This window comes from Halovenus amylolytica (assembly GCA_004015825.1).
In the GTDB taxonomy this organism is placed as follows: Archaea; Halobacteriota; Halobacteria; order Halobacteriales; family Haloarculaceae; genus Halovenus; species Halovenus amylolytica.
The window spans coordinates 1-14,274 of the sequence record SAYS01000035.1 but is presented as its reverse complement, the minus strand read 5'-3'; the positions used below and the strand labels follow the sequence as shown (position 1 = coordinate 14,274).

The following is a 14,274-nucleotide window of genomic DNA, read 5'->3' as shown; positions in this document are numbered from 1 at the left end:
CACTCCATCGTGGCGTCAGCCTCGGCGATGGCGCGTTTCGTGTTGAGGTTGTACGTATTCTTCGACCAGTTCTGCACCGTCGAGTACTGGACGTGGGCGTTTTCGCGCACGAAGACTTCCACACCACCGGAGTGGAGGTTGAACTCCGAGTATTTGGGTGCCGAGCAGCCCTCGATGTAGTGGACTTCCGAGTTCTCTTCGGCGATGATGAGCGTGTGCTCGAACTGGCCCATCCCGTCGGTGTTCATCCGGAAGTACGCCTGCACGGGCATCTCAACGGTAGTATCTTCGGGGACGTAGACGAACGAGCCGCCGGACCAGATCGCGCCGTGCAGCGCAGCGAACTTGTTGTCGCTCGGCGGCACGGCTTTCGTCATGAAGTGCTCGCGCACGATTTCCGGGTGTTCCTGGACTGCTTTGTCCATGTCACAGAAGATGACACCCTTCTCTTCCCACCGCTCCTGCATGTTCTGATAGACGATCTCGGACTCGTACTGCGCGCCCACACCGGAGAGGGCGTTCTTCTCGGCTTCCGGGATACCCAGTTTGTCGAAGGTGTCCTGGATCTCCTCTGGCAGATCGTTCCAGTCGTCGACCCCGCCGCGGGTCTCGATGTCCGGGCGGATATAGGGGACGATTTCGTCGACATCCACTTCAGAGAGATCCGGTGCGGCTGGCCAGTCGTCTGGCATCGGCATCTGCTGGAACTGCTCCAGCGCGCGGAGGCGTCGCTCGAGCATCCACTCGGGTTCGTCTTTGTCCTCGGAGATGAGGCGAATCGTCTCCTCGGTCAGCCCCTTCTCGGCCTCGAAGGCCGACTTCTCCTCTTTTTTGAACTCGAAGCGCTTCTCTGTGTCCGTCTCTTCTAGATGGTCTTGGTCTGAGCTCATTGACTCATGTTTCCATCTCTACGTACATAAGTTTGAACTCTAGTTATATTCTCACGAATTCTAAAAGCTAGATTTTGTATTTCCCGTACAGAATTTTTGATGATAGAAAACCAGTGTGGCGAGCCGCGATTTATGCCGCAGCGTTATCGGACAACGTTCTGCGTCGGTTGCGCGTCGCAACCGTTAGCTATCTCGAAGAGATCCCCCAGATCGTATACGGGTTCGTCAGTTCGGGGCTGCCGATCTCGACTGCATCGGTCTCGTAATCGCTCTGGAGTTCCCCGAAAGGAAATTAACGATGACACCTGTACAGGGAGGTATGAAAAACATAGACGACCTGATGCGCAGTGCAGTCGAGCTCGCCGAACGTGGCCTCTCCAAAGGTGAGGTCGCGGACGAACTCAACGTCTCCCGGGAGACGGCGAGCTGGCTGATCGAGCGATCCGAGGCGACCCCAGAGGTCCGCGACCAGCCAGCCGACGGCCCAGAAGACATCCACGTCGACTGGAACGCCATCGGCAGTAGCTCCGACCGGCTCTGGCACGTCAGCGCCGCGATGGCCGACCTCCTGCCGGAAGACGAGGAAGCCGAGCTGACGATCGGTATCGAGAAGGCTGGTGTCCCGATCGCGACGACGGTCTCCCAGCAGATCGATACGAATCTCGGGACCTACGCACCACGAAAACACCAGTGGAACGACAACGATATGGAGGATCTCGACGGCACTTTCTCCCGGAACTTCGCCCAGATCGAGGGGCGGAAGTGCTACATCATCGACGACACCATCACGACGGGGACGACGATGACCGAAACCGTCGAAGCGATCCGCGCCGAAGGCGGCGAACCGGTCGCCTGTATCGTCCTCGTCGACAAACAGGGCGTCGACGACGTCAACGGCGTCCCCGTCAGGTCGCTCGTGCAGGTGATCCGCGTCGGTGAAGACCATTCCTGATACTGAGTATTGGGGGTATTTTCGTGACCGAGTCACGGATCTCGATGTGTCACGGCGTGTCACTCACAGTTTGTGTTGCCAGAGCGTCGACGGCCATCGGCCGTCTGCGCGGGAGATGAGATCCCCCGGCGGGACAGACTCGCAATAATCAGTACGAATCGAGACGGATAGCCCGGTGACCGTTGCAATATTCTCACTGAAATTTGTGGCCGGTCTTTCGACAGTGATGTACGATTCTGCCAGCCACTGGTGCAGGTTTGTCCGATTATTCGCGTCTTCGGTTTTAAATAATTATAATTAATTTATTTCCGAGTAAATACTTTTGTAGGAGGGCGTACAGGAATCACAGAAAGATGGCCACCAAAGGACACCTTCCAGAGGGACTGGTCGACGACGCGTTCGATCCTGACGACGAGATCGTGGTGACGGATCTCGCAGTCGGAGGAACGTTCACGACGATCGGTACCGCGGATCCGGCCGGCGCACAGGAAGCACTCGATGCAGCACAGGACGCACAGACCGAGATGCGCGAGAGTTCACTCGTCGAGCGAGCCGAGTGGCTGGAGACACTCGCCGAAGAAATTGCGAGCCGCAAGGACGAACTCGCGGCGATCATCGTCCGCGAGGCCGGCAAACCGATCGCGAGCGCACGCGGCGAAGTCGACTCCGCAGTCGAGCGTGTCGAGCGCGCAGTCGAGGAGGTCCACGACCTGCAAGGCGAGTACCTCCGCGGGACGACCGACGGCCACGAGGGCTGGGAAGCCATCGTCCAGCCCGAACCCGTCGGCACGGTGCTCGCGCTCTCCCCGTACAACTACCCCCTCTCGACGACGCTGTTCCAGGTCGCGCCGGCGATCGCCGCGGGCAACAGCGTCGTCCTCAAACCGGCGACGAAGACACCGATCAGCGCGGCGGTGCTCTCGACGTGTGTCAAAGAAACAGGTATTCCGGAAGATGCCTTCCAGTTCGTCCCCGGCCGCTCCAGCGAGATCGGCGACACGCTCGCCGGTAGCGACAAGATCGACGCGATCGCGCTGACTGGTTCCTCGGGCGCTGGCAAACACATCGCCAAAGAAAGCGGCATGGTCGAGCTACATATGGAACTCGGTGGCAACGCGCCGGCAGTCGTCTTCGAGGATGCCGATCTCGACAACGCAGCGGGTGGCTGCATGGAAGGCTCACTCAAGTACGGCGGCCAGCGCTGCTCTGCGGTGAGTCGTGTCCTCGCCGAGGAATCGGTCCACGACGAACTCGTCGACCGCATCGACGACGCGATGGAGGGCTGGGTCGTCGGCGATCTCTTCGACGAGGAGACGAACATGGGTCCACTGATCGACGAGAGCCAGGCGGAGTGGGTCGAAACCCTCGTCGAGGACGCCCTGTCTCGCGGTGCAGAGCTCGTCCGTGGCGGCGACCGCGACGGCCGGCTCTTCGAGCCGACGCTGCTCGCGAACGTCCCACAGGACGCCCGGATCGTCCACGAAGAGCAGTTCGGCCCCGTCGTCGCCGTCACCACCTTCGAGGACCAGTCGGAAGCGATCGACCTCGCGAACGCCGACGAGTTCGGTCTCGACGCCTGTGTCTACACGAACGACTACGACCGTGCACGGACGGTCGCGGACAAAATCGAGGCCGGCACCGTTCGGATCAACGGCCGTCCGAGCCACGGACTCGGCGACATTCCGTTCGGCGGCGTCGGCGACTCCGGCATCGGCCGCGAGGGGATCGGCTACACCATCGAGGCGTTCACCGAGACGAAGAGTATTATTTTGTAACAGGGCTCGGCACGGACAGCGTCACAGGAGTGTTTCGACGGCTTCCAGCACCTCGGCCTGGACCTGCTCCTGGGGCTGGGTGGCGTCGATCCGGACGAACCGCTCGGGTTCGGTCTGGATCAGTCGTTCGTAGTTCTCCTGCACGGCTTCGAGATAGTCGGCTGTTTCGAATTTGTTCGTCGCGCCGCTTCGTTTCGCACCAGTGTCGGGGTCGACGTCGAGATAGATCGTCGCGTCGGGCGGACGTGTCCAGGGCTGGTGGATCTCGCGGACGAACTGGAGGCTGTCCTCGAAGCGATCCGAGAGCGTCGCACCCTGGTAGGCGTACCGCGAGTCGGAGTACCGATCGGAGATGACGACCGCGCCGCGGTCGAGTGCGGGCGCTACCGTCTCGGAGATGTGGGCGGCGTGGTCGGCGACGTAGAGGAACAGTTCGGCCAGCGGGTCGGCGTCGTCGTCTGCGATCGAGCGCTGGACCGCCTCGCCGTACCACGTCGTCGTCGGTTCGCGGGTGAAGACGGTCTCGTGGGGGAAATCAACCGCCTGCAGCATCTCGTGACAGGAGGATTTCCCGCTGCCGTCGAGGCCTTCGAGGGTGATGAGCATACCGAGAGATTTCCCCGCGTGACTGTAAAGGTTGAGCGAAAGCGTCGCCCCTAAACCCCGCCCGTGCGAACGAGATGACATGTCTACCTCACCCCGCGTCGTGGGCGTCTGTGGGAGCCTGCGAGACGGCAGTCACACGAGAACTGCGATCGAACGTGCACTGGCGGAAGCCGGGTCCTTCGGCGGGAGCACGCAACTCGTCGACCTCCGGGCGTACGAACTGCCCGTCTTCGACCCCGACAACAGAGAAGCGGGCGATGCCAACCGGCTCAAGGAAACACTGCGAGAGAGTGATTCGATCATTCTCGGCTCGCCGATGTACCACGGCTCCTACGCTGCACCGCTGAAAAACGCGATGGACTACTGCGGATTCGACGAGTTCGAGGAGACCACCGTCGGCCTGCTCGGTGTCTCCGGGGGGCGGTTCCCGACGACGACGCTCGAACATCTGCGGTCGGTCTGTCGAGCGGTCAACGCCTGGGTCCTGCCACACCAGGCCGCCATCCCCGCTGCCTCCGACAAGGTCGACGACGGCGAGATCGTCGACGAGGAGATCGAGAAGCGCGTCGCGATACTCGGCCAGCGCGTCGTCGAATATGCGAACATCCAGCCCGATCCGCCGACCTTCCAGAGCGAGGAGAACGTCGGCGCTGACGACTGATCAGTCGCCTGCATTCCGGAGCAGTCGTTTGAGTGCTTCCGCGATCTCCTCGTAGCTCTGCATCGAGAGGCCGTCGGTCGTGATCAACACGCCGCGGCGATCCTCGGCGATCCGGAGGAGATAGCCGTTTTCGAAGGCCCGGACAGTGAACTTGTACTGTCCGAGTTCCGACTCCTGATAGGCGTTCTGTGTCTCCCGATAGCCACGCCACTCGTGACCCACGAAGGTGTTCAGATCCGCGTCGCGTTCGAGATCCTCACGGAGGTACAGCTGATCGAAGTCCGACCGGGTGAAGTAGTTGACAGAGCGGAGGCTGTCGCCTGTCGCTGTCCGAGCGGTGGTGACGATGTTCTCGGCGAGCTCCGATGACAGTAGCTGTGAGTCCATACCTGGCAGTTTCTCGGCCCTCGCACATAACTCCGATGCTACATCTCGCGCGGTCGGATAGACGGCTACCCCGTCTCGCCGGCAGCTCAGATCGGCCGGTTCGCGACCCGTCTGTCGCGGATCTCCGCGACGTAGTCCAGAAAGTTGTCGAACAGCTGTTTGGCCTGGCAAGCAGCCTCGTACTGCTCGGCGGTGATCCCGTCGAGGACGGCCTCGATTCGCTCGTCGGGGAGCTGCCCCGTTTTTCCCTCCGTGACAGCTCTGGCAGTCGTCATATCGTACTCGGGGTGGAACTGCACGGCGAAGATGTGCTCCTTCCGGAAGCCGTGAATGCCGTACTCGTTCTTTGCGAACACCGTCGCGCCGGGTGGGGCTTCGACGACGTGATCCGAGTGTGTGGTAAAGACGGTCAGTTCCTCGTCGAGCCCGTCGAGGAGTCGGTTCTCCCCGTCCTGTTCGACGGTTCGGTAGCCGATCTCGTACTCCCCCATGGACCTGACCCGACCACCCAGCACGTCAGCGAGCAGCTGGTGGCCATAGCAGATGCCCAGTCCCGGAAGCCCGGCCTCGACGGCACCGCCGACCCAGGTTTTGAGTCGGCCGATCCACTCCCGGTCCCAGTACACCGAGGCCCAGGAGCCGGTGACGACGAAGCCGTCGAACTGGTAGCTATCGGGAATCTCCCCGGACGGACAGTGAAACTCGACGAGGTTCGCGTCCAGTTCGCGGTGGAAATTCCGGCTCGTGTCGTCTTCTTTCTGTGCAACGTTCAACAGTGCGAGTCGGATGCTTGTCATACTAATCTGCGCTGATTGGGCTGCGCTGGCGGACGTCCTCGTCGAGACGATGTGCGTATTCGAGCCGGAGTCTGCGAGCGTCGTCGGTAGAGATTTCCTGGTGTTGATCGACCTGGCTGGACAGGGGCTGATAGGCGTCGGTGTCGAAGCCCATACTGTCGAGATAGGATTCGACGGCCGGCGACGCGAGCCCGTCTTCGATCGCTGCTTCGACCAGTTCGCAGACGCGATCGAATGCCGGGAGACGGATCGTCCCGTCGGAGACACCGGGAACCCCCCCGCCGATCTGGAGGTCGGCATGCTGAAGCTGTTCGATAACGGCGACGATACGCTCCGCCAACTGGAGTGTCTGTCCGGGAAGTGCCGTGTCCGGGGAGCGCCACTCGACGGTGCCGAACTCCTCGCGGAGCTGGACCGGCGTCCAGATCGAACTCTCGGGGCAGAAGTTCGCCTCGATGGTCGAGCGGTCGAAGCCCGCATCGAGGGCCGCAGTGACGAACTCCTCGTGGCGGCGTTCGAGCCGGCGGTCCCACTGCCCAGGACTGTCGATGTACGGCCACAGTCGGCCCTGATGGGCAAGCCCCTCGTAGGCCATCCACCGGTACAGCTGCGAGCGAGCGCCGTCGGCCAGCGGTTCGCCCCGATAGTACGGCGAGGAGTTGACCAGCGCGAGCGCCGGATCGAGGGCGATCAGCGTGTTCAGCTGGTCGACCGCCCGTCCCGGCTGCTGTTCGACGTGGATGTGCGTCCCCGCACAGTGGCGCACGTACTCGAAGTCCGCACCGATGATCTCGTCCTGGATCCGTGTGCGGTCGCTTGGAAGGTCCGCGATCTCGCCGTGGTTGAGCGGTGTTGCAAGCGGCACGAGCCCTCTGTCGAGGTCGTCAGCCCGGTCGAGCACGGCCCCGATGCGGCCCAGCAGCTCCCGTCGCAGTTGCTCGGCAGTCTCGCAGGGCGTCGTCTTGATTTCGAGCATCGGCTCGACGAACTCCCGCTCTGCACCCGGGGCGGCGTCGACGAGATCGTCCGGTTCGACCAGTCGCCCCTCGTCGTCGATCACCCAGTACTCGACCTCGATGCTCCGTCGGATTGTATCGATCGATTGCACAGTTGAGATGATCCTACTGGCCACACTGCAGACAGTTCACGACCTCCCACGGGTCGGATCGAACGCACGGAGCCCGCCCGTGCGAACTATTCACACATGCTTCTGATCGACTCTGCTACAGATAATACTTGTGTACAAACAGATGGGGATGTCCTAAAATACTATAATTACGGATCGTAACTCGTCAGAGATTGGCTATTCAGTCAAGTAAATCTGATATTCTATGAATATAGTGTAGGTTAGGTCTGCCAGCGATTGTTCATGTATACCAAACCAAAAGAATGGTAGGGAGGCGTTCGTATTGGAAGTATGAAAGTCGGACTTGTTATTCTGGATGGGTGGGGACTCAACCCGGACGAATCGGCCCGCGATGCCGTCGCTGCGGCCGAGACACCCACAGTCGACCAGCTTACAGAAACTGGCGCGGACAGCACGCTCGAAACCTTCGGGCCGCGTGTCGGCCTCCCGCCGGGCCAGATGGGCAACAGCGAAGTCGGTCACCTGAACATCGGTGCGGGCCGGGTCGTCATCCAGCAATCGGCCCGGATCTCCGACGCCATCGCACGCTCACGGGGCGAGGAGAGCATCTTCGACGAGCCACAGGATCCGCCGCTATCGGAAAACGAGACGATTCGCTCGGCGTTCGAACACGCAGAGGAGACAGGCGGCCGCGTGCATCTGCTCGGACTCATCAGCGATGGTGGTGTCCACTCCTACCAGTCACACGTCCACGCGCTGATCGAACTCGCCGCCGAGCGCGGTACGGAGACGGTCACCCACGCGTTCACGGACGGCCGGGACACCGCGCCGAAAGGTGGCGCGGGCTACCTCGAAGCGCTCGAAGCCCACGCCGAAGAACACGGGACGGGCTCGGTCGCGACAGTCTCCGGCCGGTACTACGCGATGGATCGAGACGAGAACTGGGAACGCACGAAGCGAGCCTACGATGCGATCGTCAACCGCGAGGCGGAGTACTCCGCAGAGTCGGCGGTTGCAGCAGCCGAACAGTCCTACGCCCGTGACACGACCGACGAGTTCATCGATCCGACGATCATCGAGGGCAGCCCAGCGCTCGAAGACGGCGACGCCGTGATCTTCGCCAACTTCCGCTCGGATCGCGCCCGACAGCTGACCCGGATGCTCATGGATATCGAACCCACCTGGGAGTACGACCTCTCACAGCCCGATATCCGGATGGTGACGATGACCCAGTACGACGCAGAGTTCGGGCTGCCGGTCGCCTTCCCGCCGAACCAGCCCGCCGATACGCTGGGTGAGACGCTCTCGGAGACCGGTCACACACAGCTCCGGCTCGCAGAGACCGAAAAGTACCCCCACGTCACCTACTTCCTGAACGGCGGCCGGGAGGTGGAGTTCGAGGGCGAGCGCCGGGAGATCGTCCAGAGCCCGGACGTGCCGACCTACGACAAACAGCCGGAGATGAGCGCACCGGGCGTGACTGACAAGGCTATCGAAGTCATCGAGGCCGACGATCCGGACGTGATGGTGCTCAACTACGCCAACGCCGATATGGTCGGCCACACGGGCGACATGGACGCCGCGATCGAGGCCGTCGAGGCGGTCGATACGAATCTCGCGCGGCTCCTCGATACGATGCAGGAAGCCGGCGCACACGTCATCGTCACGGCAGACCACGGCAACGCCGACGATATGGGGACCGTAGAGAATCCACACACGGCGCACACGACCAATCCCGTTCCTGTGATCTACGTCGATCCGGAGGGGACCGACGGTGGCCGGGAGATGCGCGACGGCGGGACGCTCGCAGATATCGCCCCGACGATGCTCAAGCTAATAGATGTCGACCAGCCCGACGCGATGACCGGCGAGTCATTACTGAAGTAGTCACGTACGAGCAAGCACGAATGTAATTCACAGTACGCTGTAGCGGGAGAAAATCACCGAACAGTACACCGGGCTGTACATTGATCGATCAGTAGAGTTAGTGACTACCAGTCAAAATCTCGTAGAACTCTCTCGGTGTCAGGACATCGATCCCTTTGAACGACTCGACATCGAGAAGGTGTTGATCGCCGGAGACGATGTGATCGGCGTGTCCGGCGACAGCAGTTTCGAAGAACTTGTCATCGTCGGGGTCGGCGTCTACGACGCTGAAATCTGGGTCTGGATCGACAAACTCCGCGTAGTATCGGAGTGTTTCGACTTCCTGCTGGATTTCCGCCTCGTCCAGACCGAACCGTCCGGATATTTCTGTAACGTTTTGCGAAACTCTGTGAGTGTCGGTACAGAGACCACGATCTGGTACTCACCGTTGTACCCTGCCACGAGAACGTAGTGGGGAGTTCCCGTCGCGATCACGCCGGAGATGAGGACGTTCGTATCGAGAACGACCCTCATGGATCGGTCGCGCGTGCCTCGTGAACTAACTGGTTGAGCTCGTCCGGAGAAAGATCAGTATCTTCGGCCCGTTCGGCGACGCGATCCTGGAACTCCTCGACCGACGGAAGCTCGATTTTTTTCAGTACGAGACCGTAATCGGTCGGAACGACCATCAGTTTCGTCCCCTGTTCGAGACCGAACTCCTCCCGAAGACGACTCGGTATCGTGACCTGCCCTTTCGAAGTGACTGTTGTCACTTCAGGTTTGTCAGCGCTCATACGTAAGAATTCCTTACGGTCGTGTTTGAGTCTTCCGGTCGATACGTATCCTCACCGGGCACCGACGCGATGACTGGCAAGTCGTTGCCGGAATAGGCACCAGCGGACTCGTCACAGTTCCCCACCGCAGGAGGGGCATTCGGGACCGGCATCGCCGGGAGACGGTTCGACGTTCATCTCGCAGTGTGCACACCAGCGCAGATCCTTGTCGTGGGGCGTGTTGTGCGTCATGTAGGACGATCTAGGAGTCCGATCGGCAAAATTTCCCGCATCGACAACAGAGGGACCAGCGTTTTATTCTATAACGACATACACTCCCCCGTGTCACAGGTGTCGTATCTCCGCTACTTTCCCTACGACGAGCCATACGACCACCAGCGGGAGGCGATGGCGAAAATCTACGACGCCCTCGACGAACCGTCGGATATCCTCTTCGAGGGGGCGACGGGGACGGGCAAGACGCTCGCCTCGCTGACGCCCGCACTCGAATACGCCCGCGAGACCGACAAGACGGTCGTCATCACGACGAACGTCCACCAGCAGATGCGCCAGTTCCGCCGGGACGCCAGCGCCATCGCCCAGACGGAGGACATCCGCGCGGTCGTCTTCCGCGGCAAGGGGTCGATGTGTCACATCGACGTCGGCTACGAGGAGTGCCAGGCGTTGCGGGATACGACCCGCGATCTCGTCGACACCGAGGAAGAACAGGCAGAGTTGGAACGCAAACAGCGAGAGCTACTCGATAGCAGCCAGGGCGGCGACGGCGGCGCGGCCGAAGCGAGAGCCAGCGTGATGGACGAACTCGAATCCGTCGAGGAGGAACTCGCCGACTTCTCGGATCGTGCGACCTGCGATCACTACTACCGGAATCTGACCGTCGATACGACCGACTTCTTCGCGTGGCTCTACGAGGACGTCCGCACCCCCGACGAAATCTACGAATACGCCCACGAGCGCGGGCTCTGTGGCTACGAACTCCTCAAGGAGGGGATCGAAGACGTGGATCTCGTGGTCTGCAACTATCACCACCTGCTCGATCCGATGATCCGCGAGCAGTTTTTCCGCTGGCTGGGCCGCGATCCCGAGGACGTCATCGCAATCTTCGACGAGGCCCACAACATCGAGAACGCCGCCCGGGATCACGCCCGCCGGACGCTGACCGAGAACACCCTCCAGAGCGCACTCGACGAGCTATCGGGTGTCGACGATCCACGGGCAGAGAATGCGGCAAACGTTATCGAGACCTTCCTGACGGCGTTGCGGGCAGCCTACAACGATGCCTTCGACTTTGGCGAGCGCCAGCGCGTCGACGAGAACTGGTACGACCTGGCGATCGACAACACCGAGAAACGTGACGATCTGACACTCGCCTTCCTGCAGGCGTACGCCGGGCCGGGCTACGAGACCGAACTCGACAGGGCGGTCGAACTCGGAACGGAACTCGACCAGCGCTACGAGAAGCAGTACAAAAACGGCGAGACGAGCGTCCGCAAGGAGTGCCAGAGCCGCCAGGCCGCCGAGTTCATCGAGGCCTGGCTGGCCGAGAGCGCACACACCGGCACCTACCCGGTCGTGAGCGTCCGCCGGTCCGAGCGCGGCAGCGACGGCGAGCAGTCGGAAACAGAGGAGGCGACTGGCTCACTCTCCGACACGGTGGAGACGACTGGGACAGACGCCAAAGCGGACGATATCTACGGTCGAGCGGAGCTGTACACCTGTATCCCGAGCGAGGTGACACGGGAGCTGTTCGACGACCTGCACGCGAGTGTGTTGATGAGTGCGACGCTCCGGCCGTTCGACGTGACCGAGGACGTGCTCGGGCTCGAAGATCCCGAGCAGATGGCCTACGGTGCGCAGTTCCCCGAGGAGCGTCGGCGCACCTACGCCGTCGATGGCCCCGCACTGTTTGCGAGCAAGCGCGACGAGGAACCCGTCCAGCAGACGATCACCGAAACGCTCGAAGAGACGATCCGTTTCACCCCGGGAAACACGCTGCTCTTTTTCCCGAGTTACGCCGAAGCAGAACGGTACTGCGAGCGAGTCGACGTCGGTACACCGTATCTCGACGAGCCCGGCAGTTCGGCGAAGGAGTTGCGCCAGCGCTTCGCCGAGGACGGCGACGGCGTCCTGTTCACCTCGCTGTGGGGGACGCTCGGAGAGGGGGTGAGCTACGACGGTGACGACGCCCGGACTGTCGTCGTCGTCGGTGTCCCGTACCCACATCTGGACGAACGAATGGAGGCGGTGCAGGACGCCTACAACACGACCTTCGGCGAGGACGAGCGCGTGGAACGCACCCGCCGGGGCGAGGGGGATGCCGGCTGGCGGTACGCCGTCGAGATCCCGACCGTCAGGAAGACTCGACAGGCGCTCGGCCGGGTCGTCCGCTCGCCCGAGGATTTCGGTGCGCGAGTCCTGCTCGACGCCCGGTACACCGAGCGCGGGGAGAAAGAGATGGCCGACTACGCCGTGCGTGGCACTTTCCCACCCGAAGAGCGGGCAGAGGTGATCGATGTCGAGCCGGAGAAGCTGAAGTTCGGACTCCTGAACTTCTATACGGATCTCGACGCCTGGGACGGTAAGCCGCCGACGCCGTGAGCGGTCGCTAACTGACTGTTATACTGGTGGCTGTCCATTCGGACAGATATTCGACACCACGTGGGGTCGAAATTCTTCAGTGTCGGACAGCCACCAGTATTAGGCCCCTTCCAGCAGGTCGTACGTGTCGAGATACTCCCGGACGTATTCGTGGAGCCCGGGTTCGGGTTCGGTGAGAAACCGGAACTCGGAGTGTTGGTCGTCCAGTTCGATCTCGAACTCGCCGTCGGGGACCGCGCGGTAGACGACGTTGACCGTGTGACGGCTCACTCCTTCGGGTGTCTCGGTGTCGTCCCAGAAGTGAGAGTGGACCCCGAGTTGCTCCTGTAGCCGGACGGCGATGCCGAGTTCGTCGGCTGCGACGCGGTTGGCGGCCGTATCGAGCTGTTCGCCCTTGTAGAGTCTCGACCCCGGCCAGAACCAGACACGCGGTTTCGTCTCCCGCTTGCAGAGGAGGACACCAGCATCGGTTTCGACGACGAGTTCGACACAGATCTGTGGCATCCGTTCGAGAAACTCGCCGAACAGTTCGTCCGGGACACGACTGTACTCTGTCTCCATACAGCGTGTCGTGGCGGCCGGTACTTTTCGGTTTCTCGTCAGTGTCGGACAGCCACCAGTAGCAGCACTCGATTCGTGCTAGTTTGCGTATCTGATTTCACAGCAGCGAGCGAGACAGAGCTTCTGCAGACCAGTTGGCTAGTACTGGCAACTGGTCTTCTGAGCGCAATCGGACAAGGTCAGGAATCACTGTACTCCAGTTGGCTCTCTGTGTAGCGGACCACAAAGTACGCGACCCCGAGCCCGACCAGCAGAATGCCGAATCCGCCGGCAGCGATCAGCCCATCAGTAATCGTTTCGAATTCCCCGATGCGGAAGCCAATTATTTCACGGGCAACTGCGATGATCGCAGCACCGACCACGATTCGCACGACTGGCTCGTCACGAGCGTACGCGATCAACGTCCGGTGGACCTCGACGATAATCAACAACAGGAGGACACTGTTGAGAAGTCCGACGACGGCTGCCGGATCGGTGAACGTCCCACTCGTTATGAGTTCCCACAGCCCGAGCAACAGATCGAAGACTCCGATGAGAAAGAGTCCGAGGGTGAAATAGGCAACTGCGAGAACGAGCCATTGCATCGCAACGGCCGAGGGCTCTGTCGCCCGAGCGGGGTCCAAACTGATCATCATGTATGTGTCAGGAACGCTGAATTCATATATCTACTAACTTTCGCCGGAGCTCTGGCTTAGAAACGTGGAAACGCAATGTAACCAGGTACGAAAAAAACGATGCGGTATGGATCCGGAACAACGGCGTATCGTACGGGAAGAACTGTGGAGAAGCGTCGTGTGGTTCGGTCTGGGGCTTGTCTGCTGGCCGGGCCTCGTCGACAGGGTTGCGAGGTTAGAACAGGATCTGTTCACCGTCTTTGGCCTGCCCGTGGTGACGTGGGCAGTGCTGACCGGAGGGATGATCGGTATCCGAACTGTCTCGCGTGCAGAGTTGCAGTATCAACTTACTCTCTCGGGATTTTTGCTCTGGGGCGTCATACTGGGCGTTCCCGGCGCGGTGTATCTGGTCGCAGTCGAGAGCTATCTATGACAGCGAAAGAATCCCGCCGTTCACGCCGGGCGTGAATCGCGTCCACTTTCACTCCGCCCCCCACGGATTTATCGCCGCTGGGGTCGAACACCAAGCCAACTCAAGCGCCGAAATCAATCCGGGAACCACTTGGAGTCCTCCCCGCCGACACGCACCGCACGGTGCTTACACTACCCCTACCCCTGCAACACGGGATGGAGTGACGGCACGACGCAATCCAACCCCTACGGTACTTGAGCCTGTCCACCGTGGT

The 14,274-nt window shown here is 61.3% G+C and carries 16 protein-coding genes; 6 read left to right on the top strand and 10 right to left on the bottom strand.

Features of this window, described 5'->3' with window-relative positions:
- On the bottom strand, positions 1-890 hold an 890-nt coding region (gene sufB, locus EOW68_RS17875), incomplete at its 3' end, for a Fe-S cluster assembly protein SufB (RefSeq protein WP_128226514.1).
- A gap of 319 nt (positions 891-1,209) precedes the next feature.
- Between sufB and gfcR the strand changes: the two genes are divergently transcribed.
- Together gfcR and EOW68_RS17865 are read left to right on the top strand one after the other, a co-directional pair.
- Positions 1,210-1,842, top strand: a complete 633-nt coding sequence (gene gfcR / locus EOW68_RS17870; protein ID WP_128226513.1) for a transcriptional regulator GfcR — start codon at positions 1,210-1,212, stop codon at positions 1,840-1,842.
- A 353-nt stretch (positions 1,843-2,195) separates the two neighbouring features.
- Positions 2,196-3,617, top strand: a complete 1,422-nt coding sequence (locus EOW68_RS17865) for an aldehyde dehydrogenase family protein (protein ID WP_128226512.1) — start codon at positions 2,196-2,198, stop codon at positions 3,615-3,617.
- A gap of 21 nt (positions 3,618-3,638) precedes the next feature.
- Here the strand turns inward: EOW68_RS17865 and tmk are convergent, their stop codons facing one another.
- On the bottom strand, positions 3,639-4,223 hold the full coding sequence (gene tmk / locus EOW68_RS17860) for a dTMP kinase (RefSeq protein ID WP_128226511.1): 585 nt from the start codon (positions 4,221-4,223) through the stop codon (positions 3,639-3,641).
- A 79-nt stretch (positions 4,224-4,302) separates the two neighbouring features.
- Here tmk and EOW68_RS17855 point away from each other — a divergent pair, with 79 nt between their 5' ends.
- A complete protein-coding gene (locus EOW68_RS17855; protein ID WP_128226510.1) occupies positions 4,303-4,884 on the top strand; it encodes an NADPH-dependent FMN reductase in 582 nt (193 codons plus the stop codon).
- On the opposite strand, the gene EOW68_RS17850 is transcribed toward EOW68_RS17855, so the two are convergent.
- The 3 genes from EOW68_RS17850 to EOW68_RS17840 all read right to left on the bottom strand — a co-directional run bounded on the left by EOW68_RS17850 (position 4,885) and on the right by EOW68_RS17840 (position 7,176).
- Positions 4,885-5,271, bottom strand: coding sequence for a DUF7522 family protein (locus tag EOW68_RS17850; RefSeq protein WP_128226509.1), 387 nt, complete (start codon positions 5,269-5,271; stop codon positions 4,885-4,887).
- 86 nt (positions 5,272-5,357) lie between these two features.
- Positions 5,358-6,068 carry a type 1 glutamine amidotransferase gene (locus tag EOW68_RS17845; RefSeq protein WP_128226508.1) on the bottom strand — a complete coding sequence of 237 codons (711 nt, stop codon included), beginning with the start codon at positions 6,066-6,068 and terminating at the stop codon, positions 5,358-5,360.
- Position 6,069: 1 nt separating this feature from the next.
- Positions 6,070-7,176, bottom strand: coding sequence for a glutamate-cysteine ligase family protein (locus tag EOW68_RS17840; protein WP_128226507.1), 1,107 nt, complete (start codon positions 7,174-7,176; stop codon positions 6,070-6,072).
- Positions 7,177-7,485: 309 nt separating this feature from the next.
- Here EOW68_RS17840 and gpmI point away from each other — a divergent pair, with 309 nt between their 5' ends.
- The gene (gpmI, locus tag EOW68_RS17835; protein WP_128226506.1) at positions 7,486-9,042 is read left to right on the top strand and encodes a 2,3-bisphosphoglycerate-independent phosphoglycerate mutase; all 1,557 of its coding nucleotides are present in this window, start codon (positions 7,486-7,488) and stop codon (positions 9,040-9,042) included.
- Positions 9,043-9,139: 97 nt separating this feature from the next.
- Here gpmI and EOW68_RS19030 read toward each other — a convergent pair whose 3' ends face one another.
- The 3 genes from EOW68_RS19030 to EOW68_RS17825 are packed head-to-tail and all read right to left on the bottom strand — an operon-like array spanning position 9,140 to position 9,815.
- Positions 9,140-9,373: a PIN domain-containing protein gene (locus EOW68_RS19030; protein WP_431359050.1), complete on the bottom strand. Its 234-nt coding sequence runs from the start codon at positions 9,371-9,373 to the stop codon at positions 9,140-9,142.
- Positions 9,301-9,555, bottom strand: coding sequence for a PIN domain-containing protein (locus EOW68_RS19025; RefSeq protein ID WP_431359048.1), 255 nt, complete (start codon positions 9,553-9,555; stop codon positions 9,301-9,303). The genes EOW68_RS19030 and EOW68_RS19025 overlap by 73 nt, the downstream gene beginning before the upstream one ends.
- The gene (locus EOW68_RS17825) at positions 9,552-9,815 is read right to left on the bottom strand and encodes an AbrB/MazE/SpoVT family DNA-binding domain-containing protein (protein ID WP_128226505.1); all 264 of its coding nucleotides are present in this window, start codon (positions 9,813-9,815) and stop codon (positions 9,552-9,554) included. The genes EOW68_RS19025 and EOW68_RS17825 overlap by 4 nt, the downstream gene beginning before the upstream one ends.
- 321 nt (positions 9,816-10,136) lie before the next feature.
- On the opposite strand from EOW68_RS17825, the gene EOW68_RS17820 reads away from it, so the two are divergent.
- Positions 10,137-12,413, top strand: coding sequence for an ATP-dependent DNA helicase (locus tag EOW68_RS17820; RefSeq protein WP_128226504.1), 2,277 nt, complete (start codon positions 10,137-10,139; stop codon positions 12,411-12,413).
- A gap of 99 nt (positions 12,414-12,512) precedes the next feature.
- Here the strand turns inward: EOW68_RS17820 and EOW68_RS17815 are convergent, their stop codons facing one another.
- Positions 12,513-12,974: an NUDIX domain-containing protein gene (locus tag EOW68_RS17815; RefSeq protein ID WP_128226503.1), complete on the bottom strand. Its 462-nt coding sequence runs from the start codon at positions 12,972-12,974 to the stop codon at positions 12,513-12,515.
- A 179-nt stretch (positions 12,975-13,153) separates the two neighbouring features.
- Complete coding sequence (locus tag EOW68_RS17810; RefSeq protein ID WP_431359049.1) at positions 13,154-13,603, bottom strand: phosphate-starvation-inducible PsiE family protein; 450 nt, start codon at positions 13,601-13,603, stop codon at positions 13,154-13,156.
- Positions 13,604-13,715: 112 nt separating this feature from the next.
- On the opposite strand from EOW68_RS17810, the gene EOW68_RS17805 reads away from it, so the two are divergent.
- Positions 13,716-14,021: a hypothetical protein gene (locus tag EOW68_RS17805; RefSeq protein ID WP_128226502.1), complete on the top strand. Its 306-nt coding sequence runs from the start codon at positions 13,716-13,718 to the stop codon at positions 14,019-14,021.
- Positions 14,022-14,274 lie beyond the last annotated feature (253 nt).